The sequence below is a fragment of the Gracilibacillus salitolerans genome, assembly GCF_009650095.1.
In the GTDB taxonomy this organism is placed as follows: domain Bacteria; phylum Bacillota; class Bacilli; order Bacillales; family Amphibacillaceae; genus Gracilibacillus; species Gracilibacillus salitolerans.
On record NZ_CP045915.1, the window covers coordinates 3,244,704 to 3,261,162 of the forward strand.

A 16,459-nucleotide genomic window follows, 5' to 3' on the forward strand; every position below is an offset into this window, starting at 1 on the left:
TTAAATCAATGCTTCTGAAGATTCCTTAAACCAATTAATTTGTTCTCGAAGTCGAACTACTTCACCTATGACAATTAAAGAGGGGTTACTGATTTCATCCAACCTATCTGAGATCGTTTCTAAATCGGCAACAATTGTTTTCTGGTGTGGTAAAGTCCCCCAATGGATAATAGAGACAGGAGTAGTCTTACTTAACCCTGCATTTTTTAATTTTTCACAGATAATAGGGAACTTTTTTATTCCCATATAAAAACACAATGTATCAGCTCCATTTGCCATATAATGCCATTGTTCGTCTGTTTTGGCTTCGGGGTTGGAACCATTAATAAAACTTACCGATCCACTTATATGACGATGCGTGAGTGGAATTCCAGCATATGCCGCAGCACTTATTCCGGAAGTAATTCCTGGTACTACTTCATAATCAATCTGATTTTCTTCAAGGTGAATCGCTTCCTCCCCACCTCTGCCGAATATAAATGGATCTCCCCCTTTTAATCTTGTTACGATTTTTCCTTTAGAGGCATAGTAAATAAGTTGCTCATTTATTTTTTCTTGAATTAATCCATGTTTACGTGGTTCTTTCCCACAGAAAATCAATTCCGCCTTCTCTGTGGCATGATTTAATAATGAGTGGTTTACTAATCGATCATACAGGATGACATCTGCTTCTTGTATAGCACGCAATCCCTTGACAGTAATTAATTCTTCATCTCCTGGTCCTGCTCCCACTAAGTAAACTTTCCCCATGTTGATCCCATCCTTTTTTTGTATTTACTTTTGCTGGTTTTTCTCGAAATCTCACTAATATAAAAGTAGCGATAATAGCTAATGTTAGAAGTATCACTTGATCAAAACTTTGTTGAACTAATATTTCTGTCAAGCCAAAGGCAATAATTAACGATACAATCGGAGATGTAATCCACACTTTTGCTATTTGATGGATTATTTTTTGTTTCCAAACTTCTTTAAAATGGTTACTAGCATTTATACCGACTATTGCCGATGTCGTTACTTGTGTCATCGGGATTGGAATGCCCAGTAAGGAGGCAGCTACTACAAGTCCTCCGGTAGCACCGGAAATCACAATACCATTGCCTAAAGTTAGAGAAGTAATTTTTTTGGCATTCGTTTCTAACACTCTACCACCAAACAAAATACTTCCTAATGCTACAATTACCGCCATCAAAGGTAAACCCATTTCCATCGATGTAATCCCCGCACCTACTAACGGTCCTAAAGCATTCGCTACATTGTTCATACCAGCAGCAATTGCTTCTATTATACCAGTTAAAAATAATAAAAACGTTAAAACCTTTACTGGAGGTTGGTAATTAATTTTATTATTTAGACTTTTCCTGATTTTTTCAAGGCACAGTGTTATTAAAAAAGCTGCAACAGGTATAATTATCCAGAAACCAATAATCAGTAAAATTGTATGAAGATTCAATTGTTTATAACTGAGACCAACTCCAATAATCGCACCCACTGTCACCTCACTCGTAGATAACGGAATCCCAATGTAATTAGTAATTAATAATGTAAATCCCGATACGACTAAAATAATACAAGCAATTTTTACATCTAAAATTTCTTCGGAGATGATTCCTTTTCCAAGAGTATTTGTAACATGATGACCTCCAAGTACGGCACCAGTAATGGCACCTATCCCCGCAATGATTAACGCGTACTTACGTTGCTTGATTACTTTAGTACCGTACGTAATACTCATGCTAGCTGCTGAACCACTTGCTCCAATGTTAAATGCAAACAGACAAGCAGCTAATATCGCAATGATTGCTAACATCTCAGATCCCAACTTTCACCACTAAAATCAGTGATATTATTTTCATTTCATATATACCAATAGGAAAACTCGGATTATAAACAAAAAAACTCCTACTTGACGATGAAGTAGGAGTTTTCCTCTTATCTGTCAAGTGAAACCTGCTGGATGTAGCACAGTGCTTTGGTAGCCTGTTGCTGAGAATTCACAGGGCCAGATCCCTCCTTCTCTCCTGATAAGATAATATGTTATTTTCATTTTCTTCCAATGTTAATGATGTACATACTATAAGCTATTCTTCATCAATTGTCAATAGATTCCATATAAATATTTTTTTGAGATTTGACTTGTAATTATTTCCTTTATGTTGTATGCTGTTTGTATTATATTTCCATAAAATGAATATCTTATCGAGAGAGGTGTAGGGACTGGCCCGATGACACCTCAGCAACCAGCAATAGCAATTGTATGGTGCTAAATCCAGACGGTACATTTACCAAAGATAAGAGAATGCAACCTTAATCAAGGAGGTCTTCTACTTATCGAAGACCTCTTTTTTATTTTAGAAAGGATGTAGCAAAAATGAACAATATTGAAACAGTGCTAGCGCAAATAGGCAATCGGAAGGATCAGCGTACCGGTGCAGTAGAAGCCCCTATTTATTTTTCGACCGCATACCAACACCCATCTCTGGGACAGTCAACAGGTTATGATTACACACGCACAGCAAATCCTACACGAGAAATTGTAGAAGATGCGATCGCGACATTAGAACAGGGTTCAAAAGGATTTGCATGTTCTTCAGGTATGGCTGCCATACAATTAGTCTTTTCTTTATTCAAACAAGAAGATGAAATTATCGTAACTGAAGATATTTATGGTGGAAGCTATCGATTATTTCAGCATTTTCAAGAATCTTATAACATTAAACCAGTATATGCAGATCCAGACGAAATGGAGCAGTACATTAATAAAAATACAAAAGCTATTTTCATTGAAACACCAACTAACCCACTATTAATGGAAATCAATATTGAGAAAATAGCCACACTGGCAAAGAAACATCAGGTGCTTTTAATCGTAGATAACACATTTTACACACCCTATTTACAACAGCCATTAACACAAGGTGCAGATATAGTTATTCATTCAGCTACCAAATATTTAGGCGGACATAATGACGTACTAGCTGGATTAGTCGTAGTAAAGGATGTGGAATTAGGTGAACGATTAACCTATCTCCATAATGCCATTGGAGCTGTACTGTCGCCGATGGATACGATGCTTTTAATAAGAGGGATGAAAACCTTATCCCTTCGTCTTGAAAAGCAACAACAAAATGCCAGGCAATTGGCAGCGTTTTTAATAGAATCGCCATTAGTCGAAGATGTTCTCTATCCTGGGAAAGGAGCCATGATTAGTTTTCGTGTACTGGATAAATCCATAGTTTCTCCTTTTCTGGAACAGTTAAAAATTATATCATTTGCTGAAAGTTTAGGAGGAGTAGAGAGCTTTATTACCTATCCAGCAACCCAGACACATGCAGATATACCAAAAGATGAACGGGAAAAACGGGGAATTAGTGATACATTACTTCGATTTTCTGTTGGGATTGAGGATGTGGAAGATTTAAAACGAGACATTCAACAAGCATTAGGAGGAAATTAAAATGGGATATTCAAAAGAAACAACACTTGCACATGGAGGCAGTCAGCAAGGCTTTCACGAAAAACATACAGGTGCGGTTAACCCACCTATTTATGTATCATCAACCTATCACCAACAGCAACTAAATGAGTTTGGTGATTATGATTATAGTCGTTCTGGTAATCCTACGCGTGACCAGTTAGAAGCAGCCATTGCAAAATTAGAAAATGGTACAGCCGGTTTTGCTTTCTCATCTGGTATGGCTGCGATATCTTCTGCTTTTATGCTGTTACAATCTGGTGACCACATTGTCATCACTAAGGATGTTTACGGTGGTACGTTTCGTTTTGTCACGCAATTATTAACGCAATTTTCGATTGAACATACTTTTGTTGATATGACAAATCCAGTAGAAATAGAAGAAGCGATTCAGCCAAATACAAAGGTTATATACATGGAAACACCAGCAAATCCGTTATTACAAATTACCGATATCAATAAAGTAGTTCAGCTTGCAAAGGAATGCAAATGTTTAACGTATTTAGATAATACATTTATGACCCCTTTGCATCAACAACCACTAGATCTTGGTGTCGATATTGTCTTACATAGCGCCACTAAATTTTTATCTGGTCATAGTGATATTGTTGCCGGTTTAGCTGTTACTAAAAATGAAGACCTGGCCGCTAGACTGAAATTTGTTCAAAACACATATGGTGCAATTCTTGGTGCTAAAGATTGCTATCAATTATTGCAAGGAATGAAAACATTAGAACCAAGGTTCACTAAAAGTGTATCATCAGCTCGAAAACTAGCTGAATTCTTCCATTCACATGATGAAATTGAAAATGTATATTACCCTGGCTTACGTCATCATCCCGGTGCTTCTATTCATGCTAAACAATCTAGTAGTCCAGGTGCTGTTTTATCTTTTGTTATAAAAGATCATGTAGATGCCAAAAACTTCGTGGAACAATTAACTATTCCTGTGTTTGCAGTTAGTCTGGGTGCTGTTGAATCTATTTTATCTCATCCTGCCACTATGTCCCATGCCGCTATGCCTGCGCAAGAAAGAGAAGCTAGAGGTATTAGTGAACGACTATTTCGTTTATCTGTCGGAATTGAGAATACAGAAGATCTTATCGAAGACTTTAAAAATGCCTTAACAGTAAAAGCAGGGGTATTGTAAGTAAAACTTGATAATCCCCTGCTCTAGTCCTGTTATTCGATGTAGATAACTACTCTAAACTAATGAAAGTTTGTTTTGGTGCTAACCATTGTGGAGCGGACATTTAATCCCTTATTCTATTCATTTTGGTTAAAATGATTGCTATTTTCGATAAATAACGGAATAGATGTCCGCGGGCGCCCTAAAAGCGGAACTTTTGTCACAAATAACCGAACAAATGTCCACCCTCAACCTAAATTTACCTAGGGCAATTTATGTACATGTATTTCTGGAAAGCTTATTGTCTACATAAAAAACGTAGCTACTGTTTACAGGCTGCTCAAGTGCTCAGCATAAAGTGATTTCTCATTTCCGTAGTATGCCTAATATTCTACGCGTTCGTTAAAGCAGATAAAGCTATCTCCGCTGCTTGATCAATGGCGTTTTTCATTTGATCTGTATGCGGATTATAATCAACAGATAAGTCAGCATCAGCATAGCCATCAATAGCAACAATCGCTCCTGCTCTTACATTACGAATACTTGCAATAGTATACAATGCAGCAATTTCCATTTCAACAGCCAAAACTCCTGCCGCTTGATATTGTTGATGCGGGAATGGAGTAACTCCTTGATAAAATACATCCAACGTCAAAGTGATACCTGAAAAAGTTGGAAAATATAGGTTTTCTGTTTCAGCTACAAGGTTATTTGTTATTTTCAAATCTGCTACTGCTGGAAATCCATCCGGTACAATTTGACTGGTTAGTCCATCTGTTCTTACTGCTGCAGTACTAACAACTAAACTACCTGGTTCTACTTGTTTTTGATATGAACCTGCAGTACCAACTCGAATCAATTCACCTACTCCACCTTGAATTAGTTGTTCAAAACATACAGCAGCACCGGGTGAACCTACTCCATGACTGACAACTGCAATGTATTCATTTCTGTAATAACCGACATACGTATAATACTCCCGATTCTTTGCTAATAGTTGCCGATTATCTAACGATTCTGCAATCAGTGTCGCACGATCAGGATCACCACATACAATAGCTTTCTTTGGTAACTGGTCTGATTCTACTTTTAAATTAGATAAATACATCAATCATACTCCTTCTTCTGCCATTCATCTTCAGGCATATATGCATCCTCAACAGAAAAACGTTGCTCTTTAAATGGATCCCCATAATTATGAAAATCATTACGTTCCCAAAATCCTGGTCGATCTTCCTCCATAAATTCGATTCCACGTATCCATTTAACACTTTTCCAAAAGTATAAATGCGGTACAATCAATCGAAAAGGATACCCATGTTGTGGGGTTAATGGCTGACCATCATAACTATGAGCAATTAGAATATCATCGTGTAATAAATCTTCTAGCGGCATATTACTTTCATAGTCATAGTCACCGTATACCATGACATGCTTAACATTCTTTTTTACACCAATTTCTTTCAAAAAGTCGGTGAACTTAATTCCAGTGAAACTATTATCAAATTTAGACCATCTTGTTACACAATGAATATCGCGGACAATCGTTGTCTGTGGCATTTTCATCAAGTCATCATAACTAAATTTTTTTTCTTCCTCGACTTCACCAAATACTTTAAATGACCACTTACTGATATCATATTCCGGCACTTCACCTTCATGAAGGATCGGAAACTTTTTTGTTAACGTTTGTCCAGAGGGTAAACGATCCCCGTATTTCTCATTACGTGGTGGTACTTTAGCTTTTTTTAATCGATCTGCTTTTCTCATTTCTATCCCTCCTGTATTAACGCGAACTTCCTTGACTATTTTTCATCGCACTTAATTGAGTTCTGTCTTTAAAAACAAACATTGCTAAAATCGTAATTACATATGGAAGCATTAAAGTAAAGTTGGTTGGAATATTTAGACCTTGTAAACGAATACTAATAGCCTCCGTAAAACCAAATAAACCACCTGCTAAGAATACACCTATCGGATTAGATTGACCTAGCATGGTTGCTACTAATGCAATAAAGCCACGACCACCAGTCATATTTTCACTAAACATTGTAACTTGTCCAAGAGATAACTGTACACCGCCAAGGGCACATAAGATACCCGATATGATAATAGCTTGATATTGTATCGTTTTAATTTTAACCCCTTGACTTTTAGCTGCTACTTGATTAATACCAACTGCATCATAATGAGAACCTAAAACACTTTTCTTTAAAAAGATGTACATTCCAATGGTAGCTATAATCCCCAGATAAACAACTGGTGACTGACCGGAAAGCAAGTTTCCTACTACTGGTATATCATCAATAATCGGAATTCTCCATGTTGGCAATCCTACCATTTCATTATTGTAATATGCACCTTGAACTCCAAATATTGTTCTAAGTGCGAAGGTTGTCACACCTATCGCCAAAAAGTTTAGCGCAATACCAGTAACAATCATATTGGCTTTTAAGTGAATGATCATGTAACCAAACAATAATGAAAATAACATAGTACCAATGATGGCTAACAGAATTGAAATCCAGATGTTATTTGTGAACACATTAGCTGCTACACCAATAAATGCCGCTATTAACATTAAACCATCGAGCCCAACATTAAATATTCCTACTCTCGCACAAATCGCTCCACCGAGTCCTGCTAATAAAAGAGGGGCCATCATTCGAATAGTTGAATTTATTAGTGATAAATCAAATAAATTTTCCATTTATTTTTTCCCCTCTTTCTTCTTAGATTTAATAAATGCAAAGGTAAACTTAGCCGAAATAAATAAAATTAAGACAGCCTGAATAATATCAGATATTGCATTCGGTACATCTGTATTCCGCTCCACTCCTAAAGAACCTGTATCCAAGGCTGCTAAAAAGATAGCTATAACAGTCGTACCTATTGGATTAGAATTAGCTAATAAAGCTGCCATCAGCCCAGTCCAGGCAAACTGTGGTGTTGTCAATGCACCTTCAATAAAACGATAGTGCATCCCCATTACCTCTACACTTCCACCTAGTCCTGCCAACATACCACTAATAAGCATACTGATAAACATTACTTTTTTCCGTTTAATACCACCGTACTGAGCAAAAAACACATTCTGACCAAGCATTCTTACCTCATATCCAAAAGTGGTACGCTTAATCACAAAGGCAAGTACAAATGTCAGTATAATTGCCAGAACAAATCCAAAATGTACATTCATACCCTCTAATAACTTAGGTAAACGACTAGCTTCATCTACCATCACAGACTGCGGTACACCTCCGGCACTCGAAGTGTCTCGGAATGGTTCACTAACTAAATAACCGGCAAAAAGCACAGCAATATAGTTAAGCAGTAATGTTGAAATTAATAAATTTATTTGAAATCTTTGCTCCATCCATCCAGCAAAAAAAGATAACAAGCCTGCTACTAACATACCAGCTGTAATAGCTACTATCGGGTTGAGAACACCTTGAAACGGTAAATAGACAGTAACAATTGCAGTTGTTACAGCCCCCATAACAAGTTGACCTTCTGCACCTAAATTAAAGAAACCAGCGCGAAAAGCAAAGGCTACTCCTAAACCTGCAAGGATAATTGGGATGGATCGCTCCAGTGTATTAGACAAAAAATATATACTGCCAAATGCACCATTCCACATTTCTCGATATGTATTGATGATGGATTCTCCAGCTAAAAGGATGGCAATCGTCCCTACTGCTAGTCCGACGAATATTGCAATTAATGGTTGAATGATGCCGGATATATGCATTTTTATTTTATTCATATGTACCCCCTGCCATCAGTAAGCTCAGCTTCTCTTCACTTACATTTTCTCTATCAAATTCTCCTACTATTTTTCCTTCATACATAACTAAAACACGATCAGACAAAGCAAGAATTTCAGATAATTCTGAGGAAATGAGTAATACTGCATCACCATTATTGCGCTTTTCGATAATTTGTTCATGGATAAACTCCATTGCCCCAATATCCACGCCTCTGGTAGGTTCAGCTGCTAGTAAAAACGGAGCACCTTTCTGAATTTCCCTAGCTGCAATCAGCTTTTGCAGATTCCCTCCAGATAAATATTGCGCATTCATATCAATCGATGATGCTTTTACATTAAATCGTTTTAAACTATCCGCTACAAAAGTCCGAATATGTTTAAAGTTTAATATTCCTTTCTTATGGAAGGGGTGCTTTCGATAATTAGTCATGATCATATTATCTAGCAAACTTGCAGATTTAGCCGCCCCCCATAAATAACGATCTTCCGGTATATGAGAGAGACCTGTATCTCTGATATCCCTTACATTTTGATTCGAAATTTCCTGACCATTTAAACGGATGGAACCATCTGAAACCTTTAGTAAGCCGCTAATGACTTGGGTTAGTTCGGATTGTCCATTTCCGGAAACACCGGCAATTCCTACGATTTCTCCTTGACGAACCTGAAAAGAGATGTCTGTTAATAACGATTTTTCATCAGAATCGCTAACATTAAGATTATTTACTTCCAATATGCTATCACCAGTATCTATTTCTGGTAGTTCTTTTTTTTGTAACTGTCTACCAACCATTAAACGTGACAATTCTTCTGTATTTGTATCTTCTGTTTTTAAAGTTCCTGTTACTTTACCATCACGTAATACCGTAACGCGGTCTGCGACTTCCATTACTTCATTTAACTTATGTGTGATTAAAATAATACTTTTGCCCATCTTCACCAAATCTCGTAAACTATTCAATAAATCTTTTACTTCCAATGGTGTTAAAACGGCAGTCGGCTCATCCAAAATAATAATATTTGCTCCTTGATATAATACTTTTAAAATTTCCACACGCTGTTGTATTCCTATAGGCGCATCAGCAATTTTTTGCATAGGGTTTATGCCCATACCAAATTTTTTTGCTAGCTGATCAACCTCTTCAACCGCTTTCTCCCTATCATAACGCCATTTCTTTCTTGGTTCATGATGAAAAACAACATTTTCTGAGATCGTAAATGATGGAAAGAGCATGAAATGTTGGTGTACCATACCAATACCTAAGGCAATCGCGTCATTTGGGCTATCAATATTTCTTTTTTCATTATGTACAAAGATTTCACCACTAGTCGGTTCTTCCATTCCATATAACATTCGCATTAACGTTGTTTTACCAGCACCATTTTCCCCAACTACTGCATGAATCTCTTGCTCTTCCAAGGAAAAATTAATCTGATCATTTGCTGTAAACTCACCATACTTTTTTGTGATTCCGCGAAGTTCTAACAAATCCTCACCCTCTTTAGAAAACTAAATCTTACATGATAACTCTTCCACCAGCCAGCTTTTTTCCCCTTTGTTTATTCATTTTCAAGTGATTAAGTGAACAATCACCTTTATTTATAAAATAAGAGGCTGCTTTTATAAGCAGCCCTATCATCATCTTATTGCTCAAGAGGATTCTTTACTTCAACCTCACCTGATATGATTTGGTCTTTAATTTCGATTACCTGATCGATAGTATCCTGTCCGATGAAATCATGTAAAGGTGCTTCTGAATCCGCCGTTACAAATGTCAGACCAACTCCATCTTCAGCTAAGCCAAACGATTGAACACCTGTTGTAAAAACTCCCTCTCCATACTCTTTTACAAAATCGTATGCTACGACGTCTGTATTCTTCAACTGAGATAACACGACATGATCGGGATTTTCAACGGTTCTATCAATATCTTGTCCAGAGGTATAGAATCCAGCTTCTTCTGCTGCCTCAAATACGCCTAGATCACTAACGGCTGCAGCTGCCGCAATAAAGTCAGCGCCATTAGAATGTTGCTGCAACGCAATTTCTTTTGCTTTTGCAGGATCCTCAAAGCTACCCACATAGTTTACCAATACTTCTGCATCTTCATTTACAGCTGCAACACCTTCTTGAAAGCCTACAATATATTTATCTAGCAATGCGATATCTTCAGCAGGAATGATACCTACAGTATTGGTTTCTGTAGAAAGGCCTGCTGCTGTTCCTAATAGATAACTAGCTTCGTATTCTCGGAATTCCGTACTTTTTACATTTGGGAGATCAACTATAGCATCAATAATAGCAAAATCTCTATCTGGATTCGCTTGAGCTACTTCTGTTAAAGGATCTACTGCATCAAATGTAGCAGTTAAAATAAAATCATATCCATCTGCAACTGCTACCTCTAAATTTTGTTTTGTTTCCGTCGGATCGGAAGACTCAATAACATTCACCTCTAGACCAGTTTCCTCTGCAGCTTGTTCTGCCCCATCAGCAATTTGTTGAAAAAACGGATTTACACCGATCTGATCAGTTAATACAACTGCTACACGCTTTGCATCTTCAGAAGCTTCTGCACCCTCTTCAGAGTTTCCAGTATCAGAAGTATCTTCCGTCCCACATGCAACAAGGGATAAAACTAGTAATCCTGTTACTATCAAAAACCATAAACTCCTCTTCACTTAATAACGCCCCCTCTATAGTAGTTATTATGATATATTTCTATTTTTCGTCGTAACTAAAGTGATTATAATGAACATTCCATATAAAATCAACCAATTTTCGATAAATTCTGACAATTAAAATTCAGCAGATCGATAATCATATGGATCTATTCGTTTTAAAGTTTGCAATTGCTCTTTTGTTGGTGCTTTTGTATAACGTATTTCATGATAGATAAGAGGAAATCCTGTCTGTTCCTGAACTTCTTCGATAGTTGTATGAGGATGAATAGTGTCCAATTCTAATTGACCATTTCGGAAAACAAACACACATAATGGTGTGACTATCTTCCACAGGTTGCCTCTAGTTGTTACAAAATCTACTTGTTCCACAAATGTTCTCGGGTCGTGTTTAGTACGCCAGATAACCGCCTTCTTGGCTGTCGGTATTAACACTGCACTCCCTGCACCTCCAGGTAATCGCACCTTGGGTTTGTCATAGTCACCTATTACCGAAGCATTGATATTCCCGTGCCTATCAAATTGAATTCCGCCTAAGAAAGCTACATCCAATTTTCCACGCATGGAAAGATCAAATATTTCATCTAATCCAAAATATGCCTCACCTTCTTCAACTAGATCTGCACCAGCTGAGGAGTAAGAAGCTTTTTTTATCGAACTCGGATTGACACCACCTGGAATATTTAAATGTACTAGATTTGGTGCGTGCAATTGCTTAGCTAGGTGCATAGCCACCATTGGCATCTGTGATGAAACACCATGAAAAACTGTCTCACCATCTCGAAGCATATCTGCTATCACACATGTCATTAGATCACTGATACGATAGTCATTTACCATCTTACTGCTCTCCCTCCTACTGCATGATCCTGTTGCTGATATTGATCAATAAACTTCTCTATTTCCCGCCTTTCTTTTAAGGATAAGAAGTTTTTTAATGCTCTGTCATCGACGTCATATTTCTGATAACAAGAGGTAGGGTGGGCTCCTTTTGGTACGTGGATGATCTTATCCACTAAAAATCCTGGAATATCAATCCGCTCACGTTGCTGCTTCAATTTGTATCGAGAAATAATTTGTTCGGTTGTAATCATTACTTTTTTCGCCGCTCTTGACATTAAGACATCTTCATATTTAGGTCCGTGAATAATAGCATTACCTTCTTCGTCACATTCTTGGACATGGATGACTGCTACATCTGGAACAATTGCTCGAACTAAAGTAACCGGCTCACCTGTAAAAGGATCTTCCACTACAACAAAATAATCATTACGTTCAATCAGATCACCGAACTTTAATCCATTTACCGGCATAAACGGAACATTGGTTGATGCTGCTCTTAGCGCACTGATTACCGTATAACATGCATGTTCATTCGTTTTCACCTTTCCTGACTGTACTGCCTTACGGTAATGGGGGGGTAGGCCGTATAGCGTTTCATAACTGACAAATCCCGCATCAACCGTATCTACTGTACCTGTTGCACATAATAGGTCGATATCATGGGCACCAGCTGTTTTTACTAAACGAAGGTGTGATTTTTTTTGACGTGCAAGTTCTCTTACGAATGCCATTGGTGCACGATGTAATACATTACCACCTAATGCTAATGTTGCATAATCGTTAACCTCCGAAACAGCAGTTTGTATGGTTGTTTGTTTCTTCATCTTGTTCACCCCCGTTTACTTATTTCACAGCATTGCTAGCGATATGGACTGCATCCCAAACTCCCGCGAAAGGTGGCGCATAACATAAATCCGTCATGCCTAATTCATCTGCAGGCATATTATTTTGGATAGCAATCGCAAACATGTCAATACGAAGCACGGCATCTTCCTGTCCTATTGCTTGAGCACCGAGAATTCGATGCGTTCGTTGTTCACAGATAATTTTAATCCAAAGTGGAGTCTGTCCCGGATAATAGCCAGGATGATTTGCGGCCTGAACAAATTCAGTTGTATAATCAAGCGCTAAATCCTTAGCTTCCTGTTCAGATAAGCCTGTCCGAGCTAATTCCATATCAATGATTTTGACAGCAGCGCTCCCTAATGTACCAATATATTTACGGTGTGCACCTGCAATATTTTCACCAGCTATACGGCCACACTTATTCGCATTTGTCCCTAAAGGTAAATAGGTATTCTCCTGCTTCACATAATGGTAGACTTGTGCACAATCACCTGCTGCATAAATGTCTTTAAGGTTAGTTCTCATTTCTCGATCAATCACCACCGCACCATTTTCGGCTAGCTGGATACCAGTTCCATCTAAAAATTTTGTCGCCGGTCGAACACCAATCGATAAAATCACCAGATCTGCTTCATATGTACCTTTACTTGTTAAAACCTGCTGAACCGTTTGACTGCCTCTGAATGCTTCCACTCTTTCATTAACATGTAAAGCAACATTATTTTCTTGTAAATGCTCTGTTGCTATATCTGTTATTTCCTGATCGAAAGGCAATAATATTCTATCTGCTTGCTCAATAATGCGAACATTTTTCCCTAGACCATGCATAGCTTCAGCTAACTCGATTCCGATATAGCCTCCACCAACAATGACGACATTTCGAACATGTGGCTGATGTGCTGTTTCTTTTAAAGACAGGCCATCTTCCATTGTTTTTAATACATGAATGTTTGCTAATTCCAAGCCAGCAAACGGTGGAACAATTGCCGACGTCCCGGTGGCAATCAGTAATTTATCATAATGGTCTAAAAACATTTGGCCAGTTTTAACGTTTTTAACCATTACTTGCTTTCTATCTGGAGAAACCTTTACAACTACATGAAAGATGTTTACATTAATACCCTTTTGCTCAAATTGCTGCTTCGTTCGAGCGATCATTTTAGTATGGTCATCATTTTCACCAGATACGTAATAAGGAAGACCACACGCTCCATAAGAAACATATTCTCCCTTTTCATAAACAGTTACTTCTGCATTTTGATCAACTCTTTTCAGTTTGGAAGCAGCTGACATGCCAGCTGCAACACCACCGATAACGATTAGTTTCATGACACAGGTCTCCTATTCGTATATTGTTACATTTTTATAGACCATCTGGTGCTTGATCAACAATACCTACCACAACTGCATCAATTGGTGCATGTTGATGCAATGCATGTTGAACAGCACTACCAAAACTTACTAACACAAGTTCTCCTTCACCTGCACCAATTGTATCTGCTGCTATAAACCATTCCTTATCTACGCCATTAAATGGCTCAATCACTAATAACTTGTAGCCTTGTAACGTCTCATATTTTCGTGTTGATACCACACGATTAATTACTTTACCTATTACCATTTGATATACCTCCAAAAGTTGGATAGGCATTACTTGATTAGCGTTAAGTATTCCGTACCCTTAATTGCAAAAGCGTTAGCATCATCGGTATCTATATGCATATCTAATGCATACCTCTCACTTACTCTAATAGTGACATTTCCCATAACACCTGCTTTTTCTCCATCCACTTCTACTTGAACTTTTTGATGATTTGCTACTCCGAAAGTATTGGCATCTGCTGGAGACATATGAATATGACGGTCTGCGATAATACATCCTTCTTTTAAATGTATTTTGCCTTTTGGACCTATTATAGTAATAGGCGCAGAGCCTGCTACATCTCCTGAATGCCTGACAGGTGGCTGGATTCCAAGTTTAATGGCATCTGTTCGAGATACCTCCACTTGCGTTTGTCGTCTAAGAGGGGCGACAATCCGCACGCGCTCTATCGAAGACTTTGGACCAACAATCGTCACTTGTTCTACACAAGCATATTGACCTGGTTGAGAAATATCACGATGTTTTTGAAATTCGTACTCTTTACCAAACAAAATATCAGCATGCACTTTTTCTAAATGAACATGTCTTGCAGAAATACTAACTGGTACACGTAACAAACTCTCTTCCTGTACCACTTCAATCTGATTGGCTTTGATTTCTTCCATCACGGCCTCTGTTATTGCAAGATACAATGCTGACTTTCGATCATCTTTCATGCTGGATCAGCCCTTTATGATTTAAATTCAGGTAACAATTTAGAAATGTCACTATGTGGGCGTGGGATAACGTGTACAGCTACAACTTCTCCTACACGTCCTGCTGCCTCTGCTCCTACTTCTGTTGCTGCTTTGACAGCTCCAACATCACCTTTAATAATCACGGAAACTAATCCAGAACCGATTTTTTCACTGCCTACTACTTCTACATTTGCTGCCTTTAACATAGCATCTGCTGCCTCAATTGATGCTGTTAATCCTCTTGTTTCAATTACTCCTAATGAATCACTCATGTGAATACCTCCATATTAATATAATTTTGAATTTGTCACGGTGCTAATCGTCTGTAAGACCACCACTTCAAGCTTCACGTAAATCGAGGAAGCTAAAGTGTGGGATAACAGACGGTAACACCCTGATCATAGTCTCACTTTATCTTAAGAAAGCTTTAATAATTTATTAACATCGCTATGTGGACGTGGAATAACATGTACAGCTACAACTTCTCCGACACGTCCCGCTGCCTCTGCTCCTACTTCGGTTGCTGCTTTAACAGCTCCGACATCACCTTTAATAATCACGGACACTAGTCCAGAACCGATTTTTTCACTGCCTACCACTTCTACATTTGCTGCCTTTAACATAGCATCTGCTGCCTCAATTGATGCTGTTAACCCTCTTGTTTCAATTACTCCTAATGAATCACTCATGATTTTCTTCCTCCTCTAATGTTTTACCTGTTTGCTTTTTCGTTGTATTTGTATTTCTTGTTGTTTGGTTCTTTGCTACTGACCGCTTTTGTTTAGTAGGTTTACTCGGAATAGCATACTTTAATATTTCAGGGTGTGGATTCGTAATCACCACTGCATTCTTTAACGGTTGATCCTGCTTGGTCTGGTTAACTTGCTTGGCAGTATCAACGGCTAGAGATACATCAGATATGGAACCACCGATAACAAGTGAAACTAATTTACCACCTAACTGATTATGACTGGACAAAAATTCAACTCCGGCTGTTTTGCTAACCTGATCTAACATCTCCATGGCAACTGCAAAATACTTTGTTTCTATCACACCAATAGCTTCATATTGTTTCATGCAGAATCACCTTCTTTATCCGGGATCAGCTTGCCATACATTTTGTCGTCGGGTTTAGGAATAGATTTCATCGTGACAACTTCTCCATGATGGGAAGCCTGTGTTGCCCCAACTTCCAAAGCGGCCTGGACAGACGCCAAATCCCCTTCAATCATAATAGTTAATAATCCTGAACCTGCTTCTTCTACCTTGATCACTTCAACAAAAGCATGCTTACTCATGGCATCAATAGCAATCATTGCTGTCACAGTTCCTATTACTTCAATCAATCCTAATGATCTTTTCATGTATATTCCCCTAA

Annotated in this window: 19 protein-coding genes and 2 riboswitches; of the genes, 2 read left to right on the forward strand and 17 right to left on the reverse strand. The window is 38.0% G+C overall.

Annotated features, from left to right (window positions below; translation table 11 throughout):
* Positions 1–750: a uroporphyrinogen-III C-methyltransferase gene (gene cobA / locus GI584_RS15605; RefSeq protein WP_153791780.1), complete on the reverse strand. Its 750-nt coding sequence runs from the start codon at positions 748–750 to the stop codon at positions 1–3.
* Positions 710–1,807 (reverse strand): inorganic phosphate transporter, encoded by a 1,098-nt coding sequence (locus GI584_RS15610; RefSeq protein ID WP_228552252.1) that lies wholly within the window; start codon positions 1,805–1,807, stop codon positions 710–712. Before GI584_RS15610 ends, cobA begins: the two co-directional genes overlap by 41 nt.
* A gap of 119 nt (positions 1,808–1,926) precedes the next feature.
* A riboswitch (SAM riboswitch) is annotated at positions 1,927–2,028 on the reverse strand.
* Positions 2,029–2,190: 162 nt separating this feature from the next.
* Positions 2,191–2,295, forward strand: a riboswitch (SAM riboswitch).
* A 73-nt stretch (positions 2,296–2,368) separates the two neighbouring features.
* On the opposite strand from GI584_RS15610, the gene GI584_RS15615 reads away from it, so the two are divergent.
* Positions 2,369–3,454: a methionine biosynthesis PLP-dependent protein gene (locus tag GI584_RS15615; RefSeq protein WP_100359848.1), complete on the forward strand. Its 1,086-nt coding sequence runs from the start codon at positions 2,369–2,371 to the stop codon at positions 3,452–3,454.
* A 1-nt stretch (position 3,455) separates the two neighbouring features.
* Positions 3,456–4,622, forward strand: coding sequence for an aminotransferase class V-fold PLP-dependent enzyme (locus GI584_RS15620; RefSeq protein ID WP_153791782.1), 1,167 nt, complete (start codon positions 3,456–3,458; stop codon positions 4,620–4,622).
* 370 nt (positions 4,623–4,992) lie between these two features.
* Here GI584_RS15620 and GI584_RS15625 read toward each other — a convergent pair whose 3' ends face one another.
* From GI584_RS15625 to GI584_RS15695, 15 genes are all read right to left on the reverse strand, one after another.
* Positions 4,993–5,709: a nucleoside phosphorylase gene (locus tag GI584_RS15625; protein WP_153791783.1), complete on the reverse strand. Its 717-nt coding sequence runs from the start codon at positions 5,707–5,709 to the stop codon at positions 4,993–4,995.
* A complete protein-coding gene (locus GI584_RS15630) occupies positions 5,709–6,371 on the reverse strand; it encodes a sulfite oxidase-like oxidoreductase (RefSeq protein WP_100359845.1) in 663 nt (220 codons plus the stop codon). Before GI584_RS15630 ends, GI584_RS15625 begins: the two co-directional genes overlap by 1 nt.
* A gap of 16 nt (positions 6,372–6,387) precedes the next feature.
* Positions 6,388–7,311, reverse strand: coding sequence for an ABC transporter permease (locus GI584_RS15635; protein WP_153791784.1), 924 nt, complete (start codon positions 7,309–7,311; stop codon positions 6,388–6,390).
* The gene (locus GI584_RS15640) at positions 7,312–8,367 is read right to left on the reverse strand and encodes an ABC transporter permease (RefSeq protein ID WP_153791785.1); all 1,056 of its coding nucleotides are present in this window, start codon (positions 8,365–8,367) and stop codon (positions 7,312–7,314) included.
* A complete protein-coding gene (locus tag GI584_RS15645; protein ID WP_153791786.1) occupies positions 8,360–9,859 on the reverse strand; it encodes an ABC transporter ATP-binding protein in 1,500 nt (499 codons plus the stop codon). The genes GI584_RS15640 and GI584_RS15645 overlap by 8 nt, the downstream gene beginning before the upstream one ends.
* 155 nt (positions 9,860–10,014) lie before the next feature.
* Positions 10,015–11,052 carry a BMP family lipoprotein gene (locus tag GI584_RS15650; RefSeq protein WP_153791787.1) on the reverse strand — a complete coding sequence of 346 codons (1,038 nt, stop codon included), beginning with the start codon at positions 11,050–11,052 and terminating at the stop codon, positions 10,015–10,017.
* Positions 11,053–11,169: 117 nt separating this feature from the next.
* Positions 11,170–11,892, reverse strand: coding sequence for a CoA-transferase subunit beta (locus GI584_RS15655; RefSeq protein WP_100359840.1), 723 nt, complete (start codon positions 11,890–11,892; stop codon positions 11,170–11,172).
* Entirely contained in the window at positions 11,886–12,719 is an 834-nt protein-coding gene (locus GI584_RS15660; RefSeq protein ID WP_153791788.1) for a CoA transferase subunit A, read from the reverse strand. The genes GI584_RS15655 and GI584_RS15660 overlap by 7 nt, the downstream gene beginning before the upstream one ends.
* Before the next feature lie 19 nt (positions 12,720–12,738).
* Positions 12,739–14,070 (reverse strand): CoA-disulfide reductase, encoded by a 1,332-nt coding sequence (locus GI584_RS15665; RefSeq protein WP_153791789.1) that lies wholly within the window; start codon positions 14,068–14,070, stop codon positions 12,739–12,741.
* 34 nt (positions 14,071–14,104) lie between these two features.
* Positions 14,105–14,362: a EutN/CcmL family microcompartment protein gene (locus GI584_RS15670; RefSeq protein ID WP_100359837.1), complete on the reverse strand. Its 258-nt coding sequence runs from the start codon at positions 14,360–14,362 to the stop codon at positions 14,105–14,107.
* 29 nt (positions 14,363–14,391) lie between these two features.
* On the reverse strand, positions 14,392–15,060 hold the full coding sequence (pduL, locus tag GI584_RS15675) for a phosphate propanoyltransferase (RefSeq protein ID WP_153791790.1): 669 nt from the start codon (positions 15,058–15,060) through the stop codon (positions 14,392–14,394).
* Between the two features lie 14 nt (positions 15,061–15,074).
* A complete protein-coding gene (locus GI584_RS15680) occupies positions 15,075–15,353 on the reverse strand; it encodes a BMC domain-containing protein (protein ID WP_100359836.1) in 279 nt (92 codons plus the stop codon).
* A 144-nt stretch (positions 15,354–15,497) separates the two neighbouring features.
* Entirely contained in the window at positions 15,498–15,770 is a 273-nt protein-coding gene (locus GI584_RS15685; RefSeq protein ID WP_100359835.1) for a BMC domain-containing protein, read from the reverse strand.
* Entirely contained in the window at positions 15,763–16,158 is a 396-nt protein-coding gene (locus GI584_RS15690; protein WP_153791791.1) for a BMC domain-containing protein, read from the reverse strand. Before GI584_RS15690 ends, GI584_RS15685 begins: the two co-directional genes overlap by 8 nt.
* On the reverse strand, positions 16,155–16,445 hold the full coding sequence (locus GI584_RS15695) for a BMC domain-containing protein (RefSeq protein WP_100359833.1): 291 nt from the start codon (positions 16,443–16,445) through the stop codon (positions 16,155–16,157). Before GI584_RS15695 ends, GI584_RS15690 begins: the two co-directional genes overlap by 4 nt.
* Positions 16,446–16,459: the final 14 nt, after the last annotated feature.

What these genes read in the sequence shown, in the direction of transcription:
- GI584_RS15635 (WP_153791784.1), bottom strand. Translation starts at nt 7,311, where the DNA reads ATGGAAAATTTATTTGATTTATCACTAATAAATTCAACTATTCGAATG.
- GI584_RS15630 (WP_100359845.1), bottom strand. Translation starts at nt 6,371, where the DNA reads ATGAGAAAAGCAGATCGATTAAAAAAAGCTAAAGTACCACCACGTAAT.
- GI584_RS15655 (WP_100359840.1), bottom strand. Translation starts at nt 11,892, where the DNA reads ATGGTAAATGACTATCGTATCAGTGATCTAATGACATGTGTGATAGCA.
- GI584_RS15690 (WP_153791791.1), bottom strand. Translation starts at nt 16,158, where the DNA reads ATGAAACAATATGAAGCTATTGGTGTGATAGAAACAAAGTATTTTGCA.
- GI584_RS15625 (WP_153791783.1), bottom strand. Translation starts at nt 5,709, where the DNA reads ATGTATTTATCTAATTTAAAAGTAGAATCAGACCAGTTACCAAAGAAA.
- GI584_RS15665 (WP_153791789.1), bottom strand. Translation starts at nt 14,070, where the DNA reads ATGAAACTAATCGTTATCGGTGGTGTTGCAGCTGGCATGTCAGCTGCT.
- GI584_RS15680 (WP_100359836.1), bottom strand. Translation starts at nt 15,353, where the DNA reads ATGAGTGATTCATTAGGAGTAATTGAAACAAGAGGATTAACAGCATCA.
- cobA (WP_153791780.1), bottom strand. Translation starts at nt 750, where the DNA reads ATGGGGAAAGTTTACTTAGTGGGAGCAGGACCAGGAGATGAAGAATTA.
- GI584_RS15640 (WP_153791785.1), bottom strand. Translation starts at nt 8,367, where the DNA reads ATGAATAAAATAAAAATGCATATATCCGGCATCATTCAACCATTAATT.
- GI584_RS15670 (WP_100359837.1), bottom strand. Translation starts at nt 14,362, where the DNA reads ATGGTAATAGGTAAAGTAATTAATCGTGTGGTATCAACACGAAAATAT.
- GI584_RS15660 (WP_153791788.1), bottom strand. Translation starts at nt 12,719, where the DNA reads ATGAAGAAACAAACAACCATACAAACTGCTGTTTCGGAGGTTAACGAT.
- GI584_RS15685 (WP_100359835.1), bottom strand. Translation starts at nt 15,770, where the DNA reads ATGAGTGATTCATTAGGAGTAATTGAAACAAGAGGGTTAACAGCATCA.
- GI584_RS15610 (WP_228552252.1), bottom strand. Translation starts at nt 1,807, where the DNA reads ATGTTAGCAATCATTGCGATATTAGCTGCTTGTCTGTTTGCATTTAAC.
- GI584_RS15620 (WP_153791782.1), top strand. Translation starts at nt 3,456, where the DNA reads ATGGGATATTCAAAAGAAACAACACTTGCACATGGAGGCAGTCAGCAA.
- pduL (WP_153791790.1), bottom strand. Translation starts at nt 15,060, where the DNA reads ATGAAAGATGATCGAAAGTCAGCATTGTATCTTGCAATAACAGAGGCC.
- GI584_RS15695 (WP_100359833.1), bottom strand. Translation starts at nt 16,445, where the DNA reads ATGAAAAGATCATTAGGATTGATTGAAGTAATAGGAACTGTGACAGCA.
- GI584_RS15615 (WP_100359848.1), top strand. Translation starts at nt 2,369, where the DNA reads ATGAACAATATTGAAACAGTGCTAGCGCAAATAGGCAATCGGAAGGAT.